Here is a 23,081-nt window from a genome sequence, read left to right on the forward strand (position 1 = left end):
GAGGGGAATGAGTTAAACTGTTACCTTCTCTACGTTATTTGCTTTGGTATAGCGGTACACTTCATCAATCAGAAGTTTATGTACCGATTCAACCTTCATATTCTCAATAGTTTCCAGTGCAAAAGCGTATGTCAGCACCTCTTTCGCCTTCTCTTCGGTCATACCACGACTCTGAAGATAGAATACCTCTTCTGGGTCCAACTGACCAATGGTTGCACCGTGCGAGCATAGAACATCATCCGCAAAAATCTCAAGCTGGGGTTTGGTGTTTACCAAGCCGTCAATTGAGAGTAAAAGATTTCTGTTCTCCTGAAATGAATCAATTTTCTGGGCATCTCTTCGGACAAAAATCTTTCCGTTAAATATACTGTGCGCTTTGCCGTTCACAACCACTTTGTGTAACTGGTGACTGTTGGCATGAGAAAAACGATGATCCATAACTGAGTGCGTATCGGCAATCTGTTCGCCATCTATCAGAACGAGTCCGTCAAGAGTAAAATCAACTTCTTCATCTTCCTGTACTACCCGCGGCTCATTTCTGGAAAGCTTGGCTCCCAATGTAATCGTGTAGGAGTGGTACTCAGAATTTTTTCCAACGTAGGCAATCGGTCGCGATACATGCAGGGCACTACGGCTGTCACGCTGAATTCGGACGTGGTGAATATGCGCTCCCTGCTTCGCTTTAACTTCGCATACAGGGATGGTCATATATTCATTCGCCGACAAGCCAATGTGATCCTCAATAATGGTCACATCCGACTCCTCTTCAGCAACAACTAACATTCGCGGGGTTGCAATGTACGCCTGCTTTGAGTCGGTATAGAGATTCAAAACCTGAATTGGAGCTTCAGCTTTGGCACCTTTCTCCAGATGGATAAAAGCACCGTCTTCAAACATCAAACCATTAAAGGGTACAAAAACATCGTTTTCGTAATTAACCAGTTTGTTCAGGTACTCTTCTGTAGCTTTGTGATCTGCATAATCAGCCAGATTACCAAACGTGACTCCATTCCCTAATCCACCAATAGAAGAGTATTTCTCCTGAAACATCCCGTTGATAAAAACCAATCGGCTTCTGTCTGATTCAGGGATATAGTACTGTTCAATATCGGTTGCAGGTAACGTACCGGCTTCACTAAATGGAACAAAATCTGTACGGGTAAATGTTTTCAGATCTGTGAATCGCCACTCTTCAATTTTTTTATGTGGAAATTGATTAGCGTTGATTTCCTTCACGCTTGTTTCCCGAATCCCGCCCCATTTCTCACTCTCGGGAGAGTGTTTGGCAAGCCGGTGCAAAAATGATGGTTCAACCTGTGTAGGATGTGCCATTACTTCGCCTCTCCGTTTACAGTTGCATGTTCTTCTAACCAGTCGTAACCCTTATCCTCAAGCTCAAGCGCAAGTTCTTTTTTACCACTCTTCACGATCTTACCACCAATCATCACGTGCACAAAATCTGGCTCAATATAGTTAAGCAGTCGCTGATAGTGAGTAATCAATACAACGGCATCATCTTCACCGTGAAGCTGATTAATTCCGTTTGATACGATTTTAAGGGCGTCAATATCTAACCCTGAATCCGTTTCATCCAGCAGTGAGAGCCGCGGCTTAAGTACGGCCATCTGGAAAATTTCATTTTTCTTCTTTTCACCGCCTGAAAAACCGGCATTTACACTTCTATCTAGGAACTCAGGATTCATCTCAATCAGCTCGAGCTTATCCTTCACGTAATCTTCGAACTGCAGAGGATCCAGCTCTTCACGTCCCATGGATGCCGCAATTGTGTTGTAGGATTCCCGAAGCAGAGTTTTATTTGTTACACCGGGCACCTCTACTGGATATTGAAATGCGAGAAACATCCCTTTGTGGGCTCTTTCGTCAGGATCCAGTTCCAATACGCTTTCACCATCAAAAAGGATATCACCCTTGGTAACTTCATATTCCGGATGACCGGCAACTACTTTTGAAAGAGTACTTTTACCGCTTCCGTTTGGTCCCATAATGGCATGAATTTCTCCTTTATTCACTTTGAGGTTTACTCCCTTCAGGATCTCAATCCCTTCACCCTCAACTTCGACATGTAAATCTTTAAGTTCTAACACAGTTGTATGATTTAGTTTTGTTTGTTTTTAAAATATTAAACATCCCCTCTTGAGAGAGGACAGGTCTGCAAGCGTTTAGCGGCAGACAAGGGGTGTATACATTCAGGTTTCCATATCTTGAATTGAAAACTGCCAAACACCCCTCCCTCCGACAAAATACTGTCGGAGTACTCCCCTCAAGGGGAGATTTAATTTACCCTACACTACCTTCCAGCTTAATGCCGAGCAGTTTGTTGGCTTCCACGGCAAACTCCATTGGGAGCTCCTTCAGTACTTCCTTAGCGAAACCGTTCACGATCAATGAAATCGCGTCATCTTCACTCAAACCTCTCTGCTGCAGGTAGAAAATCTGATCTTCTCCTACTCTAGAAGTTGTCGCTTCGTGCTCAACTTTACCGGTCGGGTTGGCCGACTCAATATACGGAAACGTGTGTGCACCACAGGTTTGTCCAATCAACATGGAATCGCATTGCGAATAGTTGCGGGCGTTATCGGCTTTCTTACTAAACTTCACCTGTCCGCGGTAACTATTATCAGATTTACCGGCAGAAATACCTTTTGAGATAATCGTGCTCTTGGTGTTTTTCCCAATGTGAATCATCTTGGTGCCTGTATCCGCCTGTTGCCTGTTATTTGTTACGGCGACCGAATAAAACTCACCAACTGAATTATCACCCTGAAGTATGACACTTGGGTATTTCAGCGTTACTGCTGATCCGGTTTCAAGCTGTGTCCAGGAGATTTTTGAGTTGTCTCCACGACAAGCACCTCGTTTAGTAACAAAATTGTAAATACCGCCTTTACCCTCTTCATCACCGGAATACCAGTTCTGAATCGTAGAGTATTTAATTTCGGCATTTTCAAGAGCCACAAGCTCAACCACTGCAGCATGAAGCTGATGCTCATCATACATCGGAGCAGTACATCCCTCGAGATAGCTCACATGGCTATTATCTTCAGCGATAATAAGCGTACGTTCAAACTGTCCGGAATTCATATTGTTGATTCGGAAGTACGTGGAAAGCTCCATCGGACATATGGTATCCTTAGGCACATAGCAGAAAGAGCCGTCAGAAAATACTGCGGAGTTCAATGCTGCATAGAAATTATCCCGTGCCGGCACAACGGAGCCCATGTACTTCTTCACAAGTTCAGGGTGATTTTGAATCGCCTCCGAAATTGAGCAAAAAATAACCCCGGCTTCTGCAAGCTTCTCCTTGAAGGTTGTAAAGATTGAAACACTATCAAAGACAGCGTCTACGGCAACCCCGGAGAGTGCTTTCTGCTCTTCAAGAGGAATACCCAGCTTATCGTATGTTTCACGGATTTTTGGATCAACTTCATCCAGGCTATCCAGTTTGGGTTTATTTTTTGGTGCAGAGTAATACTGCAATGTGTCAAATTTCGGCTTTTCGTAAGTGGCATTAAACCAATTTGGCTCTTCCATTTCCGTCCAGGCACGATATGCCTTCAAACGAAATTCAGTCATCCATTCCGGTTCATTCTTCTTTTCGGAAATCAGACGAACTACATCCTCATTGATTCCTTTTGGAAAATCCTCGTATTCAATATCGGTGGTGAAGCCGTATTTATACTCTTCACCGATCATTGACTCTAGAGCTTTAGTCTCACTCATGTTTAATTGTTTTGAAGCTTTACTGTTATTAAGATATTCTTGTCGAACAACACTCGAACCAAGCCTTAAGTTCACTCAAATCGAGCAGATGCTTACCTATTCTTATTTGGAATGAATAAAGATAAGCAAAAAGAGCACGATCTTAAAGCCAAACCTAAGCTCTTCTAAAGAACGCGTTTTACCCGATCAATCTCTAATCGAATGAAGCTATAAAGCCGATAAGAGGAAACAAATTAAAGTGATTTCTGGCTGATCAAAGAAGCCACGCATGCCGTGTTTACAATGTCATCCACTGAACAACCCCTGGACAGATCCATGTAGGGTTTAGACAGGCCTTGCAAGATAGGTCCTGTTGCCGTAGCTCCGGCCAGCCTTTCAGTAATTTTATAGGCGATATTTCCCGCATCCAGATTTGGAAATATAAACACGTTGGCATTTCCCCCAACTTCGGATGATGGCGCTTTACGAGCGGCAACTTCAGGTACAAAAGCCGTATCAAACTGAAGTTCTCCATCCATATTCCAATCAGGCTTTTTACGTTTGGCCAACTGAAATGCTTCCTGAACCAACTCCACCTTTTCATGCTTTGCACTTCCTTTCGTAGAGAAAGATAAAAATGCGATAGCCGGATCCTCGCCGGTGAGTAACCGATGTGTATCTCCCGCATCGATAGCAATCGAAGCCAGCTGATTGGAGTCGGGATATGGGACAACAGCGCAGTCGGCGTACGTGAAGACATCTCCACCCGGCATCTCCATCAGAAAAGCACTGGAAACCAACTCAGACCCTTCAGCTACACCAACAGTGCGTAAAGAAGATATGATCACTTCTCCGGTTGAGGCTACAGATCCTGCAACTGCAGCATCCGCTCTGCCCGTGTCCAGCATCCATCCTGCAGTAAACAGTGAGTTCTGACTGATTTCTGTCAGCTGCTCCGCTGAGGGATTTTTATGAGCCAGCTTTTTCTGAAAATAGGTGAACTTTTCATCATCAAATTCGGACCCCGAATATGGAAAAATATCTACAGATTCCGGCAGGTCCAGATCACCCTCTTTCGCCAGCAGCTCAATCTTCGATTTCTCGCCCAATAATATAGGTTTAGCCAATCCCATTCCGGCAAGTGTAGCCGCTGCCTTCAGCACCCGGATATCTTTTTCTGCTTCCGGCAATACAACTCGTTTTTTTAGTGTAGATGCTTTTTCTCTGATGCTTTCAATTAAACTCATATTATATCAGTAATAAAATTGTAATTAACGTCAGGACAATACCTGTCCACTGTATTTTAGTAAGATAATCTCCCCATTTCATGATACCCAGCAAGGTACCTCCCAGAACGGTCAGTACATTTACACTACTGTAAACAACAGCTCCGTTCATGCGTTCCAGTGCTTCTATCAGAAAGATAGCGGTATAAAGATTGGGAACTCCCACAGCAACGCCCAGCACCAGCTCTGCTTTTTTAAACTTCCAATTTTTGCGAATCCATAACACTAATATGCCTACCAAAAAAGCAGTAAAGAAGACAATTCCCATAAAATGTTCTTTCCCTAAAAGAGATGAAAATTCCACTTCGTAAATTTTCAGAGATGCATCCCCTAATCCGGTTCCTATGAACAGTAAAACCAAAAGCCAGGCCGCACTGAAGGGTTCTCTGAGCATCTTCCGCTTATTCGGCAACAGCAGAAACAGGGTTAAAAATACTAACCCCACGCCGATCCATTGCCGAACTGTCAAGAGTTCAAGATACCAAAGCGTGGAAAGAAGCACGGGTACAATCAGCGAAATACGCATAGCCGCTACACTGATCCCAACCCCGTTATGAAAAACAGATTTACTGTAAATGAAGAAGTTGGCAATAAAGATGACACCGACTACAGACCCCAACCCAATTGCGTAAATTCCCTCTGTAACCTCCAGTTGAGCAATTTCTGACCAACCGGTTGTGGCAAAGGCTATCACTGTTGCAACAAGATAGTTAACCGTCAGAACCCGAACCGTATTCAGTTTCCGGTTTTCAACAACTTTTAAAAGGTGGGCAATGAGTACAGATGAAGCAGCACATAGGATAATGTAGACCCAGCCTGTAATCATCTTGCCAGATTCAGGTTCAGGTTACCAAACGCCTGCACTTCCTGAGGTAAATCATGCAATCTTCTCGACATGTAGTCTACATTTCGATCTAAATGATTAACTAAATCGGATATTCTGGTTCTGCGTTGTTGAATTGCCTCTCCCAGGAAATAGTTAAATATGGAGTGCCGTTTATTTCCATCTATAATACCTGTATAAAGCGATGACTGCTGTCCCGGCCGGTTACTGAATACAACGGCAGAGTTTGGCAGATCCCGAACTAAACGGTTTGCCGTACGCTGTAACAGTCCTGAGGACCCGTTTCGTGCAAAACCATTCGAATTGGAATCGATCTGCCCGGTATAGTCAAGGTCAATAAACAGAAACAGTGCGTCCGGTTCGATTCTTTTCAGATCTTCAATTATTTCGTTCAGTGCAGTTCGCTTAACACCATTCTTTCCATCTGAAATCAGGTAAATTTCTGATTGATCTTCCTCTTCTCGTACTTCTGCAAAACCGCTTAAGTACACATAGAGTGAACCGTCCTGATTCATCCCGGGTACTTCACTCAAGCCGGGCAATAGGTCCTCGGATGTTATCTTTTCTACCTGATTTTCCCGCAGCCTTAAAGAAGTTTTCAGATAAGTTTCAAATAGCTGATGATCACGTGATAAATACTGTCTCTGCCCAACATCATTGTCAAAACCGTTACTCAGCACCAATCCTCTATCGGCCGGATTATTTGGTTTTAATACAGGCATGGAGTGCTCAACGTCAATTTCACCAAAAGGAAGATCAGCGAATTCAAAGACTAAAGCAGAACCGGACTCTGCAGTGCTTAACCATTCGATACTGCCCTCATCCTTCTGTACAAAATACTCCTCACCTTCATAAACAACCCTGTAATAGTCATCTGAACTGTTCTCCACCAATTCAAGAAAACTCCCCTGACCAACTTCGGTCATTACATTCAAATCTTCCTCTTCCGGAGTACTTCTCAAACTTACAACCAGTGAATTGATTTTTACATAAGGGGCTAAAAATTGAGTGATGGGAAACGAAAACAAATTTTGATACTCTGACTGGTTCAATGATACTTCAATCTCTGAACTCTCATCTATTCTCCCGTTTACCTCTTCAGAGAAAGACCCTAAATTCAGTTCCAGCACTCCTTCTTCAACAGGTACTTCAGTCTGGGAGAAAAGCTCTTCATCATTTAACCTTACACTTACATCGGCAAAAACAGTGTCGCTGGGTTGTACACGCGATGAATCCCGGACGACCTCCGAGCCACTCTGCCTCATCAGTTTAGTTTCTCCGGATTGGATAGGGTCTCCCGATGGCTGTAAGTTTGTAAAAGATAACACCCCAATAATCCCTGCAGTAAGGTTTAATCCCAGTTTTTGAGTGGTCGAGGCGTTTGTAAAAACAAGGTTTGAATTAGCAGCTACAGCCGATATTGCAGCACCGGTTAAGCCAAGCAGAACAAACCCCCATTTTGGTTTATACTGCTGCACATTTCGCTCCACCTTTACTCTTTCGATATATTCAAGATCTTTTACCTGATACAATTGAAATCCCGCAACAGGATTGTCAACACTTGGAGGATTCTCGAGTACAAAAACCTGCTGTTCCAGAATCACCCGGGGTTCAACAGACTCATCAACAGCATTCTGTTCCGTAACAACCCACCTGGTTGTTGTACACGAAACCAACATGAAGCTAAATAAAATGAGTATGAATGCACGTCTCATAACTTACTTTCAGAGTGTAATTACTGCACCAAATGAAAACAGATGTCTGATCTTAAAATTATCCTGCATTCCGGGTTCAGACAGCCAGAATGGAAGTTCATACTTAAAAACAAATCCGCGCGATTTTCCGAGATAGTCCGGAATATTTAGCGAGAGTGAGAATCCGGCTCCCGCATCAGCAAAAAGGTTATCAGGTTCGTTGTCGATGAGTTCCAGTGATCGGCCTGCATCAAAAAAGAGATACGACCGGAAGCTTAGAAATTCACTCACGTAAGGAATTCGATTAAACCCTAAAGCGATTGGATTAAAATAGTCAAACTCTGCATTAACGGATGCAATAGAGTTTAGCAGAAAAGGAGCTACAATTGCATTTTGTTCGGAGCTTGAACTTAAAAACGTATCAACGTCCTGAGCCGTGTATCCTCTTAAATTGGCACCTCCGGCTATCTGAAACTTACCGCTTTCCATCCACGGTTGAGGTATTGTCCCTTTAGCACGGGTTACGCCGTTGTAAACGGTGTTCATAGCAGGAGCGCTGCTTCTCGAAAAGAGATACTCCGGTGCCGAATTAACGGACGCCATACCGGTAAAGAGGCGCACATTCAATCCCCAGTATTTATGGAACTGAACATTCTGAGAAAATGACCCAGTAAATTGTGTATAAAAATCGTTCAGAAGCTGAACACCCCATGAGGCATCCAGTTTGTACCATCCCAGGCTGTTGTCATTTTTCAGTTCAGCTGATAATGAAGATTTTAATTTACCCTGATCACTCCACAATACCGGGAATGCAGCATATTCATCATCAAACCTTTTTTCGTAGGAATTAAACAGACTCAACTCCCGGTACCGGCGTTCATCAAATCCTTCCTGCCACCGCTTATTCAGTGCCACGCCATGGCGATGGTATCCGGCACGAACAGAAGTAATCAACTGGTAACTGGCTTCGCTGCCAAAATCTGACCACTGTTGAATCGGGTTGGTATAGGACGCATAGTAAGAGACCGGCAGATCAGGAAACCAGGTACTTAACCAAACACCTGCATCAAGACGATGCGGGCCATCTTCAAACGTACCGGGCACCTGCCCTTTTACACGTACCCCGACTCGAATTCCATCCGCATCATTGTACCAAAGATCGGGCGCAGGAATCAATTCATAGTTCGAGGATGACTGGGCGGTTAATTGAGCCGGCATCATCCAGATGATCAGAAAAAATAAAACGGTTATGAGGGTATAGATACGATCCAATCGTCCAGGATTTCATTTTGGGTTATTATGGAATCTGTAAGCTTTAAAAGCCGTCGTTGTTCCGGCCAGCTGATACGTTTTACTGCTTGCTCTAACGTGAGCCATTCATATTCGGTATGTTCATCATCAAGATCGGGTATTTGATCCGTTTCAAGCTGAGCGGCAAATGCAGGTATGTGGTGAACAGTATCACTCTTATGCTCATAAAAGGTGTTTACTGAGGGAATTGTCCAGAACAGAACGGGCGTTAAACCCGTCTCCTCTTTCAACTCACGAAGGGCTCCCTTCCAATATGTTTCACCGGTTTCAACCTTCCCTCCTGTCATTCTCCACTGGCCCTGATAAATTTTCCCTTTTGCTCGCTTAAAAAGTAAAAATTCGGGTTTTCCTTCAACTATTCTATAAGCGTACAGGTCAATCAGTCTTTTTTTTGGCATGAGATCTCTACCCCACCTGATTTTTAAAATATTCCATGGTCTTAAGTAAACCTTCCCTGCGGTTGACTTTAGGCTCCCAGTTCAACACCCGCTTCGCTTTGGATACATCAGGTCGCCGGATCTGAGGATCATCCTCTGGAAGTTCTTTAAATACAACTTCACTTTTACTTCCCGTGATTTCGATGATCTCTTTTGCAAAATCAAGAATCGTAATCTCTTCCGGGTTGCCCAGGTTAACCGGTTCTGACTCATCACTCATCGCCAATCGATAAATTCCATCCACAAGATCATCCACATACGTAAACGACCGGGTTTGTGACCCATCGCCAAAAACCGTAATCGGTTCGTTTTTCAGTGCTTGCCGGAAAAATGTGGGGAGTGCACGCCCATCCTTTAACCTCATTCGTGAACCATACGTATTAAAGATACGCGCAATACTGGTTTCTATGTCGTGAAATCGATGATACGCCATGGTTATCGCTTCAGCAAAACGTTTGGCCTCATCATAGACGCCTCTCGGTCCTACAGGATTTACATTGCCCCAGTAATCTTCATTTTGAGGATTGATCTGCGGATCACCGTAAACCTCACTGGTTGAGGCTAACAGCAGCTTTGCATTTTTTGCTTTTGCCAGGCCAAGTGCTTTGTGTGTTCCCAGTGATCCGACCTTCAGCGTCTGAATCGGCATTTCCAGGTAATCAATCGGGGAAGCCGGAGAGGCGAAATGTAGAATAAGATCCAGCTCGCCGGCAACAACAATATAGTTTGTCACATCATGTTTGATAAACTGAAATCTCTCCTTCCCGATCAGATGAGAAATATTTGATTCAGCCCCGGTTAGAAGGTTATCCATACAGATCACATCCCAGCCTTCGTTGTAAAATTTATCACAAAGATGAGATCCTAAGAATCCGGCTCCGCCGGTAATGAGAACACGTTTACTCAAAGTTTTACAGATTGTATGAAATGATAAGAAGTGTTTTAAAATGGCGGCATCATGATTTATGCATCTTAATGCCGCCAGTAAAATTGGTCAACAGTACCTAAGCATTCACTGAAGGACGACCCACACTGATATAAGTGATTCCGGCCTCTTCAGCTCGTTCCAGGTCGTAAAGGTTACGTCCGTCAAAAAGGACCGGCTCCTTCATCAGCTTTGTGAAGTTCTCCAGGTCCGGACGGCGGAACTCATTCCACTCGGTGCAGATCACCAGGGCGTCAACGCCATCCAGAACGGCATCGCGGTCGCTGGCAAACTCTATGTTATTCAGAGCATCCTCTGTTGCCGCCTCCTTGAAGGTTTCGATCGCTTCCGGATCGTACGCCTTCATCTTCACTCCCAGTTTGCCAAGGGCATCGGTAATGTAGAGCGATGGCGCTTCACGAATGTCATCGGTTTCCGGCTTGAACGACAGTCCCCACACGCCCACAGTTTTTCCCTTCAGGGAATCGCCGTAGTGCTTTTTCATCTTCTCCACGATGGAGACTTTCTGGGATTCGTTTACTTTCATCACCGAATCGAGAATCTTAAAGTCGTATCCGTGCTGTCCGGCGGTGTGGTGAATGGCCTGAACATCTTTCGGGAAGCAGCTCCCGCCATACCCTATTCCGGCAAATAGGAATCGCTTGCCAATACGCGAATCGGTTCCGATACCGCGGCGGACATTGTCCACGTTGGCTCCCACTCGCTCACAGATATTGGCAATCTCGTTCATAAAGGTAATCTTGGTCGCCAGCATCGCGTTGGCTGCATATTTGGTCAGCTCACTGCTGCGCTCGTCCATGATGATGATCGGATTCCCGCTGCGCACAAACGGCTCATAAAGTGTCTTCATCATTTTGGCCGCCTTCTCGCTCCTGGTCCCCACAACCACTCGCTCGGGGTACATAAAATCTTCCACGGCCGCTCCCTCTCTCAAGAACTCGGGATTCGAAACCACATCAAATTCCGTGTCTGTTTTGGCCGCAATCTTTTCTCGCACTTTATCCGCTGTTCCAACCGGCACGGTGCTTTTGTTTACTACAACCTTATAATCGGGGTACTTGTTGAACAGATCTCCGAGCTGGTCGGCTACGTTCAGTACAAAGCTCAGGTCGGCCTGCCCATCGGCTCCGGGAGGTGTTGGCAGGCAGAGAAATATAATGTCGCTCTTCTGAAAGGTATCTTCCAGGTCGGTGGTAAACGAGAGGCGTTTTTCGCGGATCGAGCGGTCAAACACCCGGTTCAGGCCCGGCTCATAGATCGGCACTTCGCCGTTACGCATCTTCTCCACTTTCTTCTCATCGATGTCCACGCAGATGACATCATTTCCGCTGTCGGCAAAGCAGGTCCCTGATACCAGGCCTACATAACCGGTTCCAATTACTCCAATTTTCATGTTATAGTCGCTCTATTTTTTTGATTTCCAGTTCCAGTTTTCCGGCCGGTACATCTATTTTCACAATGTCTCCCACCTCCTTACCAAGAATTCCCTGTCCGATGGGTGAATCGACAGAAATTTTTCCGGCTTTAAAATCGGCCTCATCTTTTGAAACAAGAGTGTACTTCATCTCTTTGTTCGTTTTCTTGTTCAGTATCGTAACCGTAGAGAGTAAATACGCTTTTGTGTCATCTATATCCCTGTCGTCAATAATGCTGGATGTAGCCAGTGTATTCTCCAGCTCAGCAATTCGCTTTTCCAGCAAGCCCTGAGCCTCTTTGGCAGCATCATACTCTGCATTCTCACTTAAATCTCCTTTCGCTCTTGCCTCTGAAATTTCTTCTGCAATCTCTTTACGGCCACGTGTTTTTAAATCTCTTAGTTCTCTATCGAGCTTTTCGTATCCTTCTTTAGACAGATAATTTTTCTTCATACTTATTAACTTCTTACATCAGTTCAACTTTGTTAAAATAGAAATAGCAGTACTTCTACTGCTATTATCCCGTTCAATTTTTCATGTTTATTTAGACATGTAAAAATAGGATGTTCCGCCCTGTTTTCCCAACGTGAATTTTATATAAAGGCACAATCTCAATCACAACAAAAACTTTAGGATTTGAAAAAGCTCAGCACTAAAGAAATTCTTCAACAAAACCTGAACCGAACCTCTCCACTTAAAAAAGATTTCATCCTGTGGCTGCACGACATCCGCAGCCTTCACAATGTGGGAGCAGCATTTCGTTCGGCAGATGCATTTGGAATCAGAGAGCTCTGGCTTTCGGGGTTCTCCCCTGTTCCTCCCCGGCCTGAGATTACAAAAACCGCCATCGGCGCTGAAGAAAATGTGAATTGGAAACAGATTCAATCTATACCGGAAGCCGTTCAACAATTAAAATCTGACGGATATACCATTGTAGGTTTAGAGCAGACCACAACTAGTAAGTTACTCCATCAGTATAAACTGCCTTCAAAGAAAATCTGTTTAGTATTGGGCAATGAAGTGACGGGGATCGGAGATGATTTGATTCCCCATCTGGATGCAAGCGTGGAAATACCCCAATTCGGAATGAAGCACTCACTAAACGTATCGGTTGCCGGCGGTGTGGCTCTGTATGCGTTTTTTGAGAAGTTTGAAGATTTAAAAAATTCCTGAGTATTAGGGATCAGAATGACGATCGGGTCATCCTGAACGATAGTGAAGGATCTCATATTCATAGAGTCAGCAACCGGAGATTCTTCGCTCATCTCAGTATGACGGAATCAAAAAGTACCAATAATGAGTTGTTCAGAATCAGGTCAATTAATCGAGTTCATTCAATCAAAAATTTTCCTTCATCCGATAGTATCTTATTATAAAACCAATATTGGTAATTTAACGCCATAGACCTTAATTTCAGCCGCCTGAACCAAGTATTAAATGATCTTATGTCGAAACGAAAATTAGTTACATCCGCACTACCCTACGCCAACGGACCGATTCACCTGGGTCATCTCGCCGGAGCCTATCTTCCGGCCGACCTTTACACTCGTTTCCAGCGGTTAAAAGGTGAGGATATTATTCACATTTGTGGTTCTGATGAGCATGGAGTTCCTATTACCATCGCCGCAGAAAAAGAGGGTGTCTCTCCGCAGGAAATTGTGGACCGTTACCACGAGCGTAACAAAGCTGTATTTGATAAATTCGGAATCGACTTTGATTACTACGGGCGAACAAGTTCAGAAACTCACAAAAAGACTTCTCAGGATTTCTTTTTAAAACTGTATGAGCAGGGAGTCTTTAAGAAAAAGAGTCAGGAGCAGTTTTATGATGAAGATGCCAATATGTTTCTGCCCGACAGATATGTAAAAGGAACCTGCCCCAAATGCGGTCACCCCGAGGCGTATGGCGATCAGTGTGAGAAATGCGGCTCATCCCTGTCTCCCACCGATCTGATTGACCCGGTGAGTGCTTTAACCGGCAATAAACCTGTCGCAAAATCGACCGAACACTGGTTCATTCCTCTCGGAGATTTTCAGGACAGACTCCAGGAGTGGATCGATTCACGAAAAGATTGGAAACCGAATGTTGTGGGTCAGTGCAAAAGCTGGCTGGATAGCGGATTGGGAGACCGTGCCGTAACCCGCGATCTCACATGGGGTGTACCCGTTCCGCTGCCCGAAGGTGAAGGAAAAGTGCTCTACGTCTGGTTTGATGCACCTATCGGCTACATCTCTGCAACCAAAGAGTGGGCAGATGAAAAAGGTGATCCGGAACTCTGGAAAACCTATTGGCAGGATGAGGAGACATCACTGATTCATTTCATCGGAAAAGATAATATTGTGTTCCACTGCATCATGTTTCCGGCAATGCTGATGCAGCACGGTGAGTTTGTTCTGCCCGAAAATGTTCCGGCCAATGAGTTTCTAAATCTTGAAGGACGAAAACTCTCCACATCGAAAGGCTGGGCTGTTTGGCTTGAGGAATATCTTGATAAATTTGAACCAGACCTGCTTCGATACGTACTCGGTACAACTCTCCCCGAGGCAAAAGATTCAGATTTTTCATGGAAAGATTTTCAAAACCGGATAAACGGTGAGTTGGCCGATATTCTCGGTAATTTTGTTTTCCGTACAGTCAGTTTTACAGAGCGCTTTTTTGATGGGTCTGTTCCGGAATTGTCCAATCCCACAGAATTGGATCTGAATACGCTCAAGGAGATTGAAAATCAAAAGCAGAAAATTGAGGAAGCATATAACTCCTTCAAATTTCGTGAGGCCATTGCAGAAACCATGAATCTGGCCCGTATCGGGAATCGCTATTTTACCGAAACTGAACCCTGGAAAACCCGAAAGGAGAACCCCGAGGCTTGCGGAAATACGCTGAATGTTTGTGTTCAAATCTCCGCAGCACTTTCAGTTCTTTTTCATCCTGTTTTACCGGCAAAAATGGCCCGGCTTCGGGGTCAGTTGGGAGTACCCAATACACTGAGTTGGGATGATGTTACATCAAATCTCATTCCGTCCGGACAGATCATTGAGCAGGGAGAAATCCTTTTTGAAAAAATTGAAGATGATGCCGTACAAGAGCAGATTGAAATCCTGGAAAAACGTGCTGCCGAATCATCGGGCACCGAAAGCAAGGAGTTCGAACCGCTGAAAGAGACGGCCACGTTTGATGATTTTGTAAAACTCGACTTCCGTGCGGGAAAAATTACCGACGCCAAAAAGATCAAAAAATCGAAAAAACTGCTTAATATCACGGTTGATCTTGGATTTGAGAAACGAACCATTCTATCAGGTATCGCAGAATTTTTCAAAGCCGAAGATATCGTTGGCCGTTCAGTTGTGGTAGTGGCAAACCTGGCTCCTAAAAAAATGATGGGTATTGAAAGCAACGGAATGATCCTGATGGGCGAAGACACCGAGGGCAAACTCCACTTCGTAGAAACAGATTCAGAACCCGGAAGTCCGGTAATGTAATTTTATGAAAAGAACCAGGTTCGAATCCAAACCGGGTGTTGTCTTTTCAGACAATGCTACACACTTTTGTATTTACTGCCCCCACGCATCAGCGATGAATTGTGTCCTTTTTGATCAGTATGATGATGAAAAAGGGTTAGATCACTCAATGCAGATTGATGCTGACGGATATTGGCATATTGCCATTCAGGGAGACCAGTCGGGCAGGTGGTACGCATACCGTGCAGAATTTGATGACGATGAGGCGAAGCCCGATTCACCCTACATCGACAACTTGTTTGCGGATCCTTACAGCAAACATGTAACCGTTCGCAATACCTATCGGCAAGAGGCCAGAAGCTATATTTTTAAGGATGACTTTGACTGGGAAGGCGATTCTCACTGTTTCCCGGACGATCCGAGAGACCTGATCATTTATGAAACGCATCTCAAAGATTTAACGGCACATCCCAGTAGCAAGGCAAAAGGAACCGGATTTTATCAAAAGTTTATCGATCGTGAACAAACCGGAGGAGTAAACCATCTAAAACGATTAGGCGTAAATTGTGTTGAATTTTTGCCACTTCACAAATTTCCGCCGGTTGAACCCCCGTTCGAACAGTCTACTCCCGAAGGATTTCAAAACAGCTGGAATCCCTACTCTGCAAACTATTGGGGGTACATGACCTCTTTCTTTTTTGCACCTGAAAGCTCTTTTGCTTCCGACTATTCCAATCGCTTCTCGGGCAAAACCACTGCAGCCGTTTCAGAATTCAAAGAAGTTGTAAAGCAGCTCCACAAAGAGAATATTTCAGTAATAATGGATGTGGTATTTAACCATACCTCTTTATTTGATATGAATCCCCTTACTCACCTCTGCCCTGATGAGTATTTGCGATCAGACGAGGAGGGAAATCTCTTAAACAGAAGCGGAACCGGGAATGAGTACAGATCAGAAAACCCTATAGCACGGCAACTCATCGTCGACTCTATTCTCTATTGGATCGAAGAGTATCACATCGATGGGTTCAGGTTTGATCTGGCTGCACTTTTAGATCGCAAATCGTGGGATGTGATACGCTCGGCAGTACATGAAAAATATCCACATGCGGTTCTAATTGCCGAACCCTGGGGCGGTTACTACTCGCCGCACCATTTTTCGAGTCACGACTGGGCCTCATGGAATGACAGGATCCGAAACAGCATCAAGGGGTCTGAGCCTATGCATGATAAGGGATTCATTTTCTCTGAATGGCAGCACGAAACCAGACGCGAACGACTGGAAAACATCTTCAAGGGAACGCTAAATCATGGTGAAGGTGGCTTATACAACACGTCTGCTCACAGCGTAAATTACCTGGAAAGTCACGACGGATATACGCTTGGCGATTTTATTCGAATCGGTTTAAATCCGGAACTGCAGGATCAGGTTATCGAAAATCGATCTGAGCATGTAAAGCTAAATCACGACGAACTTCGAGTAGCCAAATTAGCTGCCCTGTCGCTCTTTACCACACAGGGAATAACCATGATTCATACCGGGCAGGAATTTGCCCGATCCAAAATCATTGCCAAAACTCCATGTCCTGATAAAGATGTTGGAAAGATGGATCACAATAGTTATCAAAAGGATAACGAAACCAACTGGATCAATTTTGAAGAGATTGGATTGAACTCTTCACTGTTAAATTACTACCGCGGTCTGATACAGATTCGTAAGAATTCACCCGCACTTCGAAAGTGCAGCCCGCATGAAATCAGTTTTCAACATTATGGTAATCCACTGGTCATCACTTTTTACATCAGCGGCCATGATAGCGGTGATATAAATGATTATTATGTCATTTTGAATGGAACCGGCATTGAGCAAATCGATTGCAAACTACCCGAAGGAACCTGGGAAGTAATTGTAAATAAAGATATTGCGTCACTTCAATCATTCAATATGGTAAGCAAAACCGTAAAAATTGAACCCCGAAGCGGAATGTTGCTTAGAAAGTTGCGACATTGACGCTCAGCGAATATTTTAGTGCGTCTGTTTATTAACCTAAAATCTATCTTACTTTGGCTACATCACCTACCGAAAACCGTGGAACATGGAACTCAAAATTTGGATTTATTCTGGCCGCTGCGGGATCGGCCGTTGGATTAGGTAATATCTGGCGGTTCCCAACGGAGGCCGCATCCAATGGAGGCGCCGCATTCCTAATTATTTATATTATCTGTGTTGCACTCATTGGATTGCCTGTAATGATTGCCGAATTATCAATCGGCCGAAGTACTCAAAAGAATCCGGTTGGAGCATTTAGAGCATTAAGTAACAACAAGTTTTTCCCATTGGTAGGTTTTTGGGGCGTACTGTGCGGGGTGATGATTCTAAGTTTTTACACCATAATTGCCGGTTGGACATTCAGTCACGTCTTTGTTGAAATTTTCACCTTCATGGGAATGGATGGCGCAGCCGGTTTACTGGCAGATTTTGGTAACGGTTATATCAATGCCATTTTCGCAATTCTATTTATGGGACTTACCATTTTGATTATTCGTGGCGGTGTAAGTGAAGGCATTGAACGAGCGACTAAACTAATGATGCCGTTACTGGTACTCATCTTAGTCATAATGACTTCTTACGTGATATTCCAGCCCGGCGCTACTGAAGGCCTCGAAGTCTACTTGAAGCCCGACTTTTCAATGATTACCGGAGAGCTGGTCTTAGCTGCTCTCGGTCAGGCTTTCTTCTCTCTCTCGCTCGGAATGGGGGCACTGATAACTTATGGTTCCTATCTCAGTAAAAAAGAGAACATCGTGGAAGCAGCTAGTTTTGTAACCCTGGCTGATGTAGGTATTGCATTTCTTGCAGGTCTTTTAATTATGCCTACCATCTTTCTTGCACAGGCGCAAGGGGTTGAAATTTATGACGGCTCGGGTAACTTTCTTGCGGGTCCTGCACTCATATTCCAGATTTTACCGGAACTGTTTGCTCAGATGGGTGGCTTTTTAGGTTTAACATTAGGTGTCTCTTTCTTCTTTCTTCTCAGTCTTGCTGCGTTGACCTCTACAATATCTCTGCTCGAGGTACCTACCTCCTACATTATTGACGAACATGGCATACGTCGCAAAAAAGCAGCGCTATACGTTGGATTAAGTGTCTTGGTTATCTCCATCATAATTTCGTTTAACACGGGTTTGATTGATGTTGTAGACTATGTATTTAGCGTGATTGGTCTGCCTTTGGGTGGCTTGCTGATTTGTATTTTTATTGGATATTTCTGGAAAACAAAGAGCGCAGTAGATGAGATGAAGCATGGGTTTAAAGACATTCGCGATTCATGGTTTACATCTCTGTGGTCTATATTTATTAAATTTGTTTGCCCAATAATCATCATTATTATTTTGGCTCAATCCTTATTTGGATAATCATAGCATCTAAATTGGATTTCTTTACTGCAGTAAGTTGTTATCGAGTATTACCTGCTGTATTTTTGAGTCTTAATTTGAACTAACTGATAGCATGGGAAAAGTAAGTACATCCGATTTCCGTCCCGGAATGAATATTTTGTTGGACGGTGAAATTTACACGATTGTTGATTTTCAGCACGTAAAGCCCGGTAAAGGTGGTGCATTTGTACGTACCAAATTAAAAGGTGTTGAAAACGAAAAGAATATCGATAAAACCTTTCGGTCCGGAGAATCTGTTGAGTCGATCCGGGTTGAAAAACATCCATATCAATTTCTCTATGCTGAGGGAGATATGTTCTTCTTTATGCATCAGGAAACGTATGAACAAATACCACTTGAACGTAAAAAAGTTGAAAACGCCTCATTCATTACAGATGGGCAAATCTGCACGCTGTCTATCGACGTAGATAACGACCAGGTTCTCTTTGCTGAACCACCGGACCAAATTGAAGCAGAAGTTGAGGATACAGATCCCGGTGTTCGTGGAGATACTGCACAGGGCGGCAGTAAACCCGCTACTATTTCCGGTGGCGCCGTGGTTCAGGTTCCACTTTTCATCAATAAAGGTGATCTGATTCGTGTGGATACACGAACCGGAGAATATCTTGAAAGAGCTAAATCAAAATAAATATTTATTATGGACTTAAAATTAGTAAAAAACCTGCTTGACCTCATCTCAAAAACTGAACTTAACGAAGTTTCAATTGAAGAGGGAGATTTTAAACTGAAGGTTAAAAAACAATCAGACGCTCCGGCACAGGCTGCTCCGATGCAGTTTCAGATGCCGGCTCAACAGGCACCTGCACAACCTGCTCAACCGGCAGCCGCAGCAGCTCCTGCAGATACTGGCTCAGCCGAGAAAAAAGAGTCTCAGCCTGACGGAGAAACCGTAAAATCTCCGATCGTCGGTACCTTTTATGAATCTCCCTCCCCCGATTCTGATCCATTCGTGAAAGTTGGAGACACGGTTCAAAAAGGCGATACCCTCTGTATTGTAGAAGCCATGAAAATAATGAATGAGATTGAAGCTGAATTCTCAGGTACTGTTCAAAAACTACTTGTAGAAGATGGTCAGCCAGTTGAGTACGACCAACCTCTGTTCATTATCAAAAAAGCTTAATCAGACGGTATGTTTAAAAAGATTTTAATAGCCAATCGTGGCGAAATTGCACTTCGTATTATTCGAACCTGTAAAGAGATGGGAATTAAAACCGTTGCTGTCTACTCTACTGCAGATCAGAATAGTCTGCACGTAAAGTTCGCAGACGAAGCGGTTTGCATAGGCCCGCCTCCCGGGCGCGACAGCTACCTCAAAATTCCAAGTATCCTTGCTGCAGCCGAGATTACCAACGCAGAAGCAATTCATCCCGGTTATGGATTTTTAGCCGAAAATGCCGAGTTCAGTCGTATTTGCCAGGAGCACGATCTTAAATTTATTGGTCCTTCTCCCGAAATGATTGAACAGATGGGCGATAAAGCAACCGCTAAAGCAACAATGATTAAAAACAATGTTCCTGTTGTTCCCGGATCAGAAGGCATTGTTACCTCGATTGAAGAAGGGAAAAAGATTGCCAAGAATATCGGGTTCCCGGTTATTATTAAAGCGAGTGCCGGAGGCGGCGGCCGCGGAATGCGGGTGGTTCAAAGCGAAGATAAGTTTGAACATGCTTTTAAAACATGCCGGAATGAAGCGGAATCTGCTTTCAACAATCCCGCTGTCTATATCGAGAAATTTGTAGTAAACCCACGCCATATTGAAATTCAGATTATGGGTGATCAGCACGGCAATGTAAAGCATCTCGGAGAACGGGAGTGTTCACTACAGCGACGCCATCAGAAAATTCTGGAAGAGGCCCCCTCTCCTGTTATGACACCTGAAGTTCGTGAGAAGATGGGTCAGGCAGCTGTAAATGCAGGTAAAGCTATCGACTATGAAGGAGCCGGAACCGTTGAGTTTATTGTCGACAAAGACCTCAACTTCTATTTCATGGAGATGAATACCCGGATCCAGGTCGAACACCCGGTGACGGAAGAAATTACTTGGTGTGATTTGGTTGAGCAACAGATACGTGTAGCTGCTGGAGAAGAAATTGAGATGAAACCGCTGAAAATGCGTGGACACGCCATTGAGTGCCGTATCAACGCAGAAGATCCGGAACACAATTTTCGTCCAACTGCCGGTGAGATTACATCATTCAACGTTCCCGGCGGACACAGTGTACGGGTTGATACTCACGCGTATGCAGGATATAGAATTCCACCCAACTACGATTCAATGATCGCAAAATTGATTGTGAGTGCCCCAACACGTCCTGAAGCCATCAAACGTATGAAGCGCGCACTACAGGAGTTTGTTGTTGAAGGTGTAAAAACTACGATACCATATCACCTGCAGTTGATGGATGATCCAAACTTTCAATCCGGGGATTTCAATACTCAATATTTGGAGCAACATTTTAAATTCAAACCATAAAAAAACTAATCATCAATCCATATGAACACTCCTAATGATCTAAAATACACGAAGGAACACGAGTGGGTACGTGATAACGGTGACGGAACCGTAACGATTGGAATTACTGATTTTGCACAGGGTGAGCTCGGTGACATTGTCTTTGTTGAATTGGAACCGGAAGGTTCTGAGTTTGATCAGGATGAAGTTCTGGGTACCGTAGAGGCTGTTAAAACTGTTTCAGAGCTTTTTTCTCCCGTTTCAGGTGAAGTAACAGAGATTAATGAAGCACTTGAAGATGATCCTGAACTTGTTAACAGCGATCCCTATGGTGACGGATGGATGGTAAAGTTAAAACTATCTGATGCCTCTGAACTGGATGATCTCCTTTCAGCTGACGACTACAAACAATTGATAGACTAAATTCACTTCAACTATTTTAAAATGCATACTCATCACGATGAGTGGATCCTCATCCTTGATTTTGGTTCACAGTATACTCAGCTAATTGCAAGACGATTACGTGAACTTAATGTCTACTGTGAAATACACCCTTTCAACGCTCCCAAAAAGGACTTTGAAGAGCACCCTCCCAAAGGTATCATACTCTCCGGAGGCCCAAAAAGTGTCTACGATGAGGATGCACCGGTACTAAATCTAAACTATTTCGATTTTGATGTACCGGTTCTGGGAGTTTGCTATGGATTGCAATCGCTGGCCCATGCCATTTCTCCCGATAGTGTTGAAAAAGCTGAAAAACGTGAATTTGGGCGGGCGGAACTTCTGATTGATGACCATTCAGATCTTTTCAGAGGTATTGATGATGGTTCTATAGTTTGGATGAGTCATGGCGATCACATCAAAAAACTTCCCGATACCTATGAAGTTATTGCACACACTAAAAATGCTCCTGTAGCCGCGGTTAAGCATAAAAATAAGCCCATTTTTGGTGTTCAATTTCACCCGGAAGTAGTTCATACGGAAGACGGAGCCGCCATACTGAAAAATTTCATAATCAATATTGCGGGATGTACCGGTGACTGGACTGCGGCATCATTTATTGAAACTGAAATCAAAGCTATCCGAGAAAAAGTTGGCAAAGACAAAGTTATCTGCGGTCTGTCCGGTGGAGTTGACTCTACAGTTGTTGCCACCTTGATTCACGAAGCCATTGGCGACCAGCTGCTCTGTATTTTTGTTGATAATGGGCTGTTGAGAAAAAATGAGTACGAAAATGTACTGCAAACCTATAAAGATCATCTCCATCTGCCCGTAAAGGGTATCGATGCTTCAGATCTATTTCTGGATAACCTGAAAGGGGTATCTGATCCTGAAGAAAAGAGAAAAATTATAGGAAATACGTTCATTGACGTTTTCGATAAAGCCATTGAGAACGAAAAGGAGTATAAGTATTTGGCACAGGGCACCCTCTACCCTGATGTTATTGAAAGTGTGTCCTTTAAAGGTCCGTCAGCAACTATTAAATCTCACCATAATGTTGGCGGTTTACCGGAAAAAATGAATCTCGACCTGATTGAACCGGTTAGTGAACTGTTCAAAGATGAAGTCCGAAATGTGGGTCGAGAATTGGGAATTCCCGAGAAATTTATAGGTCGACACCCTTTCCCGGGACCCGGAATGGGAATTCGTGTATTGGGTGAACTCACAAGGGAAAAATTGAACCTTCTTCGGGAAGCCGACGATATTTTTATTCAATCTCTGTGGGATCATGAACTCTATCATGAAGTATGGCAGGCTCTGGCTGTACTTCTGCCTGTACAGTCAGTTGGTGTTATGGGCGATGAAAGAACCTACGAATATGCAGTAGCTTTGCGGGCTGTAACCAGCCTTGATGGCATGACTGCCGACTGGGCACACCTCCCCTATGAATTTCTTGCAGAAGTAAGCAACCGTATTATCAATGAGGTAAGAGGAGTTAATCGTGTGGTCTACGACGTTAGTTCAAAACCTCCTGCCACAATTGAATGGGAATAGACAGGAACTTTTTACTTCTAATTCAATTTATTTCAGTGACTTTAACTTGTTTGATTCTTTACTG

The 23,081-nt window shown here is 43.9% G+C and carries 20 protein-coding genes; 9 read left to right on the plus strand and 11 right to left on the minus strand.

Going from position 1 to position 23,081, the window contains the following annotated elements:
* Positions 1-12: 12 nt before the first annotated feature.
* The 11 genes from sufD to greA all read right to left on the minus strand — a co-directional run bounded on the left by sufD (position 13) and on the right by greA (position 12,106).
* Positions 13-1,332 (minus strand): Fe-S cluster assembly protein SufD, encoded by a 1,320-nt coding sequence (gene sufD / locus CWD77_RS04785; RefSeq protein WP_101072071.1) that lies wholly within the window; start codon positions 1,330-1,332, stop codon positions 13-15.
* The gene (sufC, locus tag CWD77_RS04790; RefSeq protein ID WP_101072072.1) at positions 1,332-2,105 is read right to left on the minus strand and encodes a Fe-S cluster assembly ATPase SufC; all 774 of its coding nucleotides are present in this window, start codon (positions 2,103-2,105) and stop codon (positions 1,332-1,334) included. The genes sufD and sufC overlap by 1 nt, the downstream gene beginning before the upstream one ends.
* Positions 2,106-2,298: 193 nt before the next feature.
* The gene (sufB, locus tag CWD77_RS04795) at positions 2,299-3,741 is read right to left on the minus strand and encodes a Fe-S cluster assembly protein SufB (RefSeq protein ID WP_101072073.1); all 1,443 of its coding nucleotides are present in this window, start codon (positions 3,739-3,741) and stop codon (positions 2,299-2,301) included.
* Between the two features lie 233 nt (positions 3,742-3,974).
* Positions 3,975-4,967 carry a phosphate acyltransferase gene (locus tag CWD77_RS04800; protein ID WP_101072074.1) on the minus strand — a complete coding sequence of 331 codons (993 nt, stop codon included), beginning with the start codon at positions 4,965-4,967 and terminating at the stop codon, positions 3,975-3,977.
* Between the two features lies 1 nt (position 4,968).
* The gene (locus tag CWD77_RS04805) at positions 4,969-5,832 is read right to left on the minus strand and encodes a hypothetical protein (protein WP_101072075.1); all 864 of its coding nucleotides are present in this window, start codon (positions 5,830-5,832) and stop codon (positions 4,969-4,971) included.
* The gene (locus CWD77_RS04810) at positions 5,829-7,565 is read right to left on the minus strand and encodes a hypothetical protein (protein ID WP_133120183.1); all 1,737 of its coding nucleotides are present in this window, start codon (positions 7,563-7,565) and stop codon (positions 5,829-5,831) included. The genes CWD77_RS04805 and CWD77_RS04810 overlap by 4 nt, the downstream gene beginning before the upstream one ends.
* A gap of 9 nt (positions 7,566-7,574) precedes the next feature.
* Positions 7,575-8,816: a hypothetical protein gene (locus tag CWD77_RS04815; protein WP_101072077.1), complete on the minus strand. Its 1,242-nt coding sequence runs from the start codon at positions 8,814-8,816 to the stop codon at positions 7,575-7,577.
* A complete protein-coding gene (locus tag CWD77_RS04820) occupies positions 8,792-9,253 on the minus strand; it encodes an NUDIX hydrolase (RefSeq protein WP_101072078.1) in 462 nt (153 codons plus the stop codon). Before CWD77_RS04820 ends, CWD77_RS04815 begins: the two co-directional genes overlap by 25 nt.
* A 7-nt stretch (positions 9,254-9,260) precedes the next feature.
* Positions 9,261-10,199: a UDP-glucuronic acid decarboxylase family protein gene (locus tag CWD77_RS04825; protein ID WP_101072079.1), complete on the minus strand. Its 939-nt coding sequence runs from the start codon at positions 10,197-10,199 to the stop codon at positions 9,261-9,263.
* 97 nt (positions 10,200-10,296) lie between these two features.
* Entirely contained in the window at positions 10,297-11,631 is a 1,335-nt protein-coding gene (locus CWD77_RS04830) for a UDP-glucose dehydrogenase family protein (protein ID WP_101072080.1), read from the minus strand.
* Between the two features lies 1 nt (position 11,632).
* Positions 11,633-12,106: a transcription elongation factor GreA gene (gene greA / locus CWD77_RS04835; protein ID WP_206017942.1), complete on the minus strand. Its 474-nt coding sequence runs from the start codon at positions 12,104-12,106 to the stop codon at positions 11,633-11,635.
* Between the two features lie 183 nt (positions 12,107-12,289).
* Here greA and CWD77_RS04840 point away from each other — a divergent pair, with 183 nt between their 5' ends.
* The 9 genes from CWD77_RS04840 (at position 12,290) to guaA (ending at position 23,017) form a co-directional block, all read left to right on the plus strand.
* Complete coding sequence (locus CWD77_RS04840; RefSeq protein ID WP_101072082.1) at positions 12,290-12,826, plus strand: RNA methyltransferase; 537 nt, start codon at positions 12,290-12,292, stop codon at positions 12,824-12,826.
* 272 nt (positions 12,827-13,098) lie between these two features.
* Positions 13,099-15,132 (plus strand): methionine--tRNA ligase, encoded by a 2,034-nt coding sequence (metG, locus tag CWD77_RS04845; protein ID WP_101072083.1) that lies wholly within the window; start codon positions 13,099-13,101, stop codon positions 15,130-15,132.
* A 4-nt stretch (positions 15,133-15,136) separates the two neighbouring features.
* The gene (locus tag CWD77_RS04850) at positions 15,137-17,122 is read left to right on the plus strand and encodes an alpha-amylase family glycosyl hydrolase (RefSeq protein ID WP_101072084.1); all 1,986 of its coding nucleotides are present in this window, start codon (positions 15,137-15,139) and stop codon (positions 17,120-17,122) included.
* Between the two features lie 53 nt (positions 17,123-17,175).
* Positions 17,176-18,528 carry a sodium-dependent transporter gene (locus CWD77_RS04855; RefSeq protein ID WP_101072085.1) on the plus strand — a complete coding sequence of 451 codons (1,353 nt, stop codon included), beginning with the start codon at positions 17,176-17,178 and terminating at the stop codon, positions 18,526-18,528.
* A 94-nt stretch (positions 18,529-18,622) separates the two neighbouring features.
* Entirely contained in the window at positions 18,623-19,198 is a 576-nt protein-coding gene (efp, locus tag CWD77_RS04860; protein ID WP_101072086.1) for an elongation factor P, read from the plus strand.
* Positions 19,199-19,207: 9 nt separating this feature from the next.
* Positions 19,208-19,690 (plus strand): acetyl-CoA carboxylase biotin carboxyl carrier protein, encoded by a 483-nt coding sequence (accB, locus tag CWD77_RS04865; protein ID WP_101072087.1) that lies wholly within the window; start codon positions 19,208-19,210, stop codon positions 19,688-19,690.
* A 9-nt stretch (positions 19,691-19,699) separates the two neighbouring features.
* Entirely contained in the window at positions 19,700-21,043 is a 1,344-nt protein-coding gene (accC, locus tag CWD77_RS04870) for an acetyl-CoA carboxylase biotin carboxylase subunit (RefSeq protein WP_101072088.1), read from the plus strand.
* A 21-nt stretch (positions 21,044-21,064) separates the two neighbouring features.
* Complete coding sequence (gene gcvH, locus CWD77_RS04875; protein WP_101072089.1) at positions 21,065-21,445, plus strand: glycine cleavage system protein GcvH; 381 nt, start codon at positions 21,065-21,067, stop codon at positions 21,443-21,445.
* Between the two features lie 21 nt (positions 21,446-21,466).
* Entirely contained in the window at positions 21,467-23,017 is a 1,551-nt protein-coding gene (guaA, locus tag CWD77_RS04880) for a glutamine-hydrolyzing GMP synthase (protein WP_101072090.1), read from the plus strand.
* Positions 23,018-23,081 lie beyond the last annotated feature (64 nt).

Origin of the sequence: Rhodohalobacter barkolensis (assembly GCF_002834295.1) — a bacterium.
GTDB lineage: Bacteria > Bacteroidota > Rhodothermia > Balneolales > Balneolaceae > Rhodohalobacter > Rhodohalobacter barkolensis.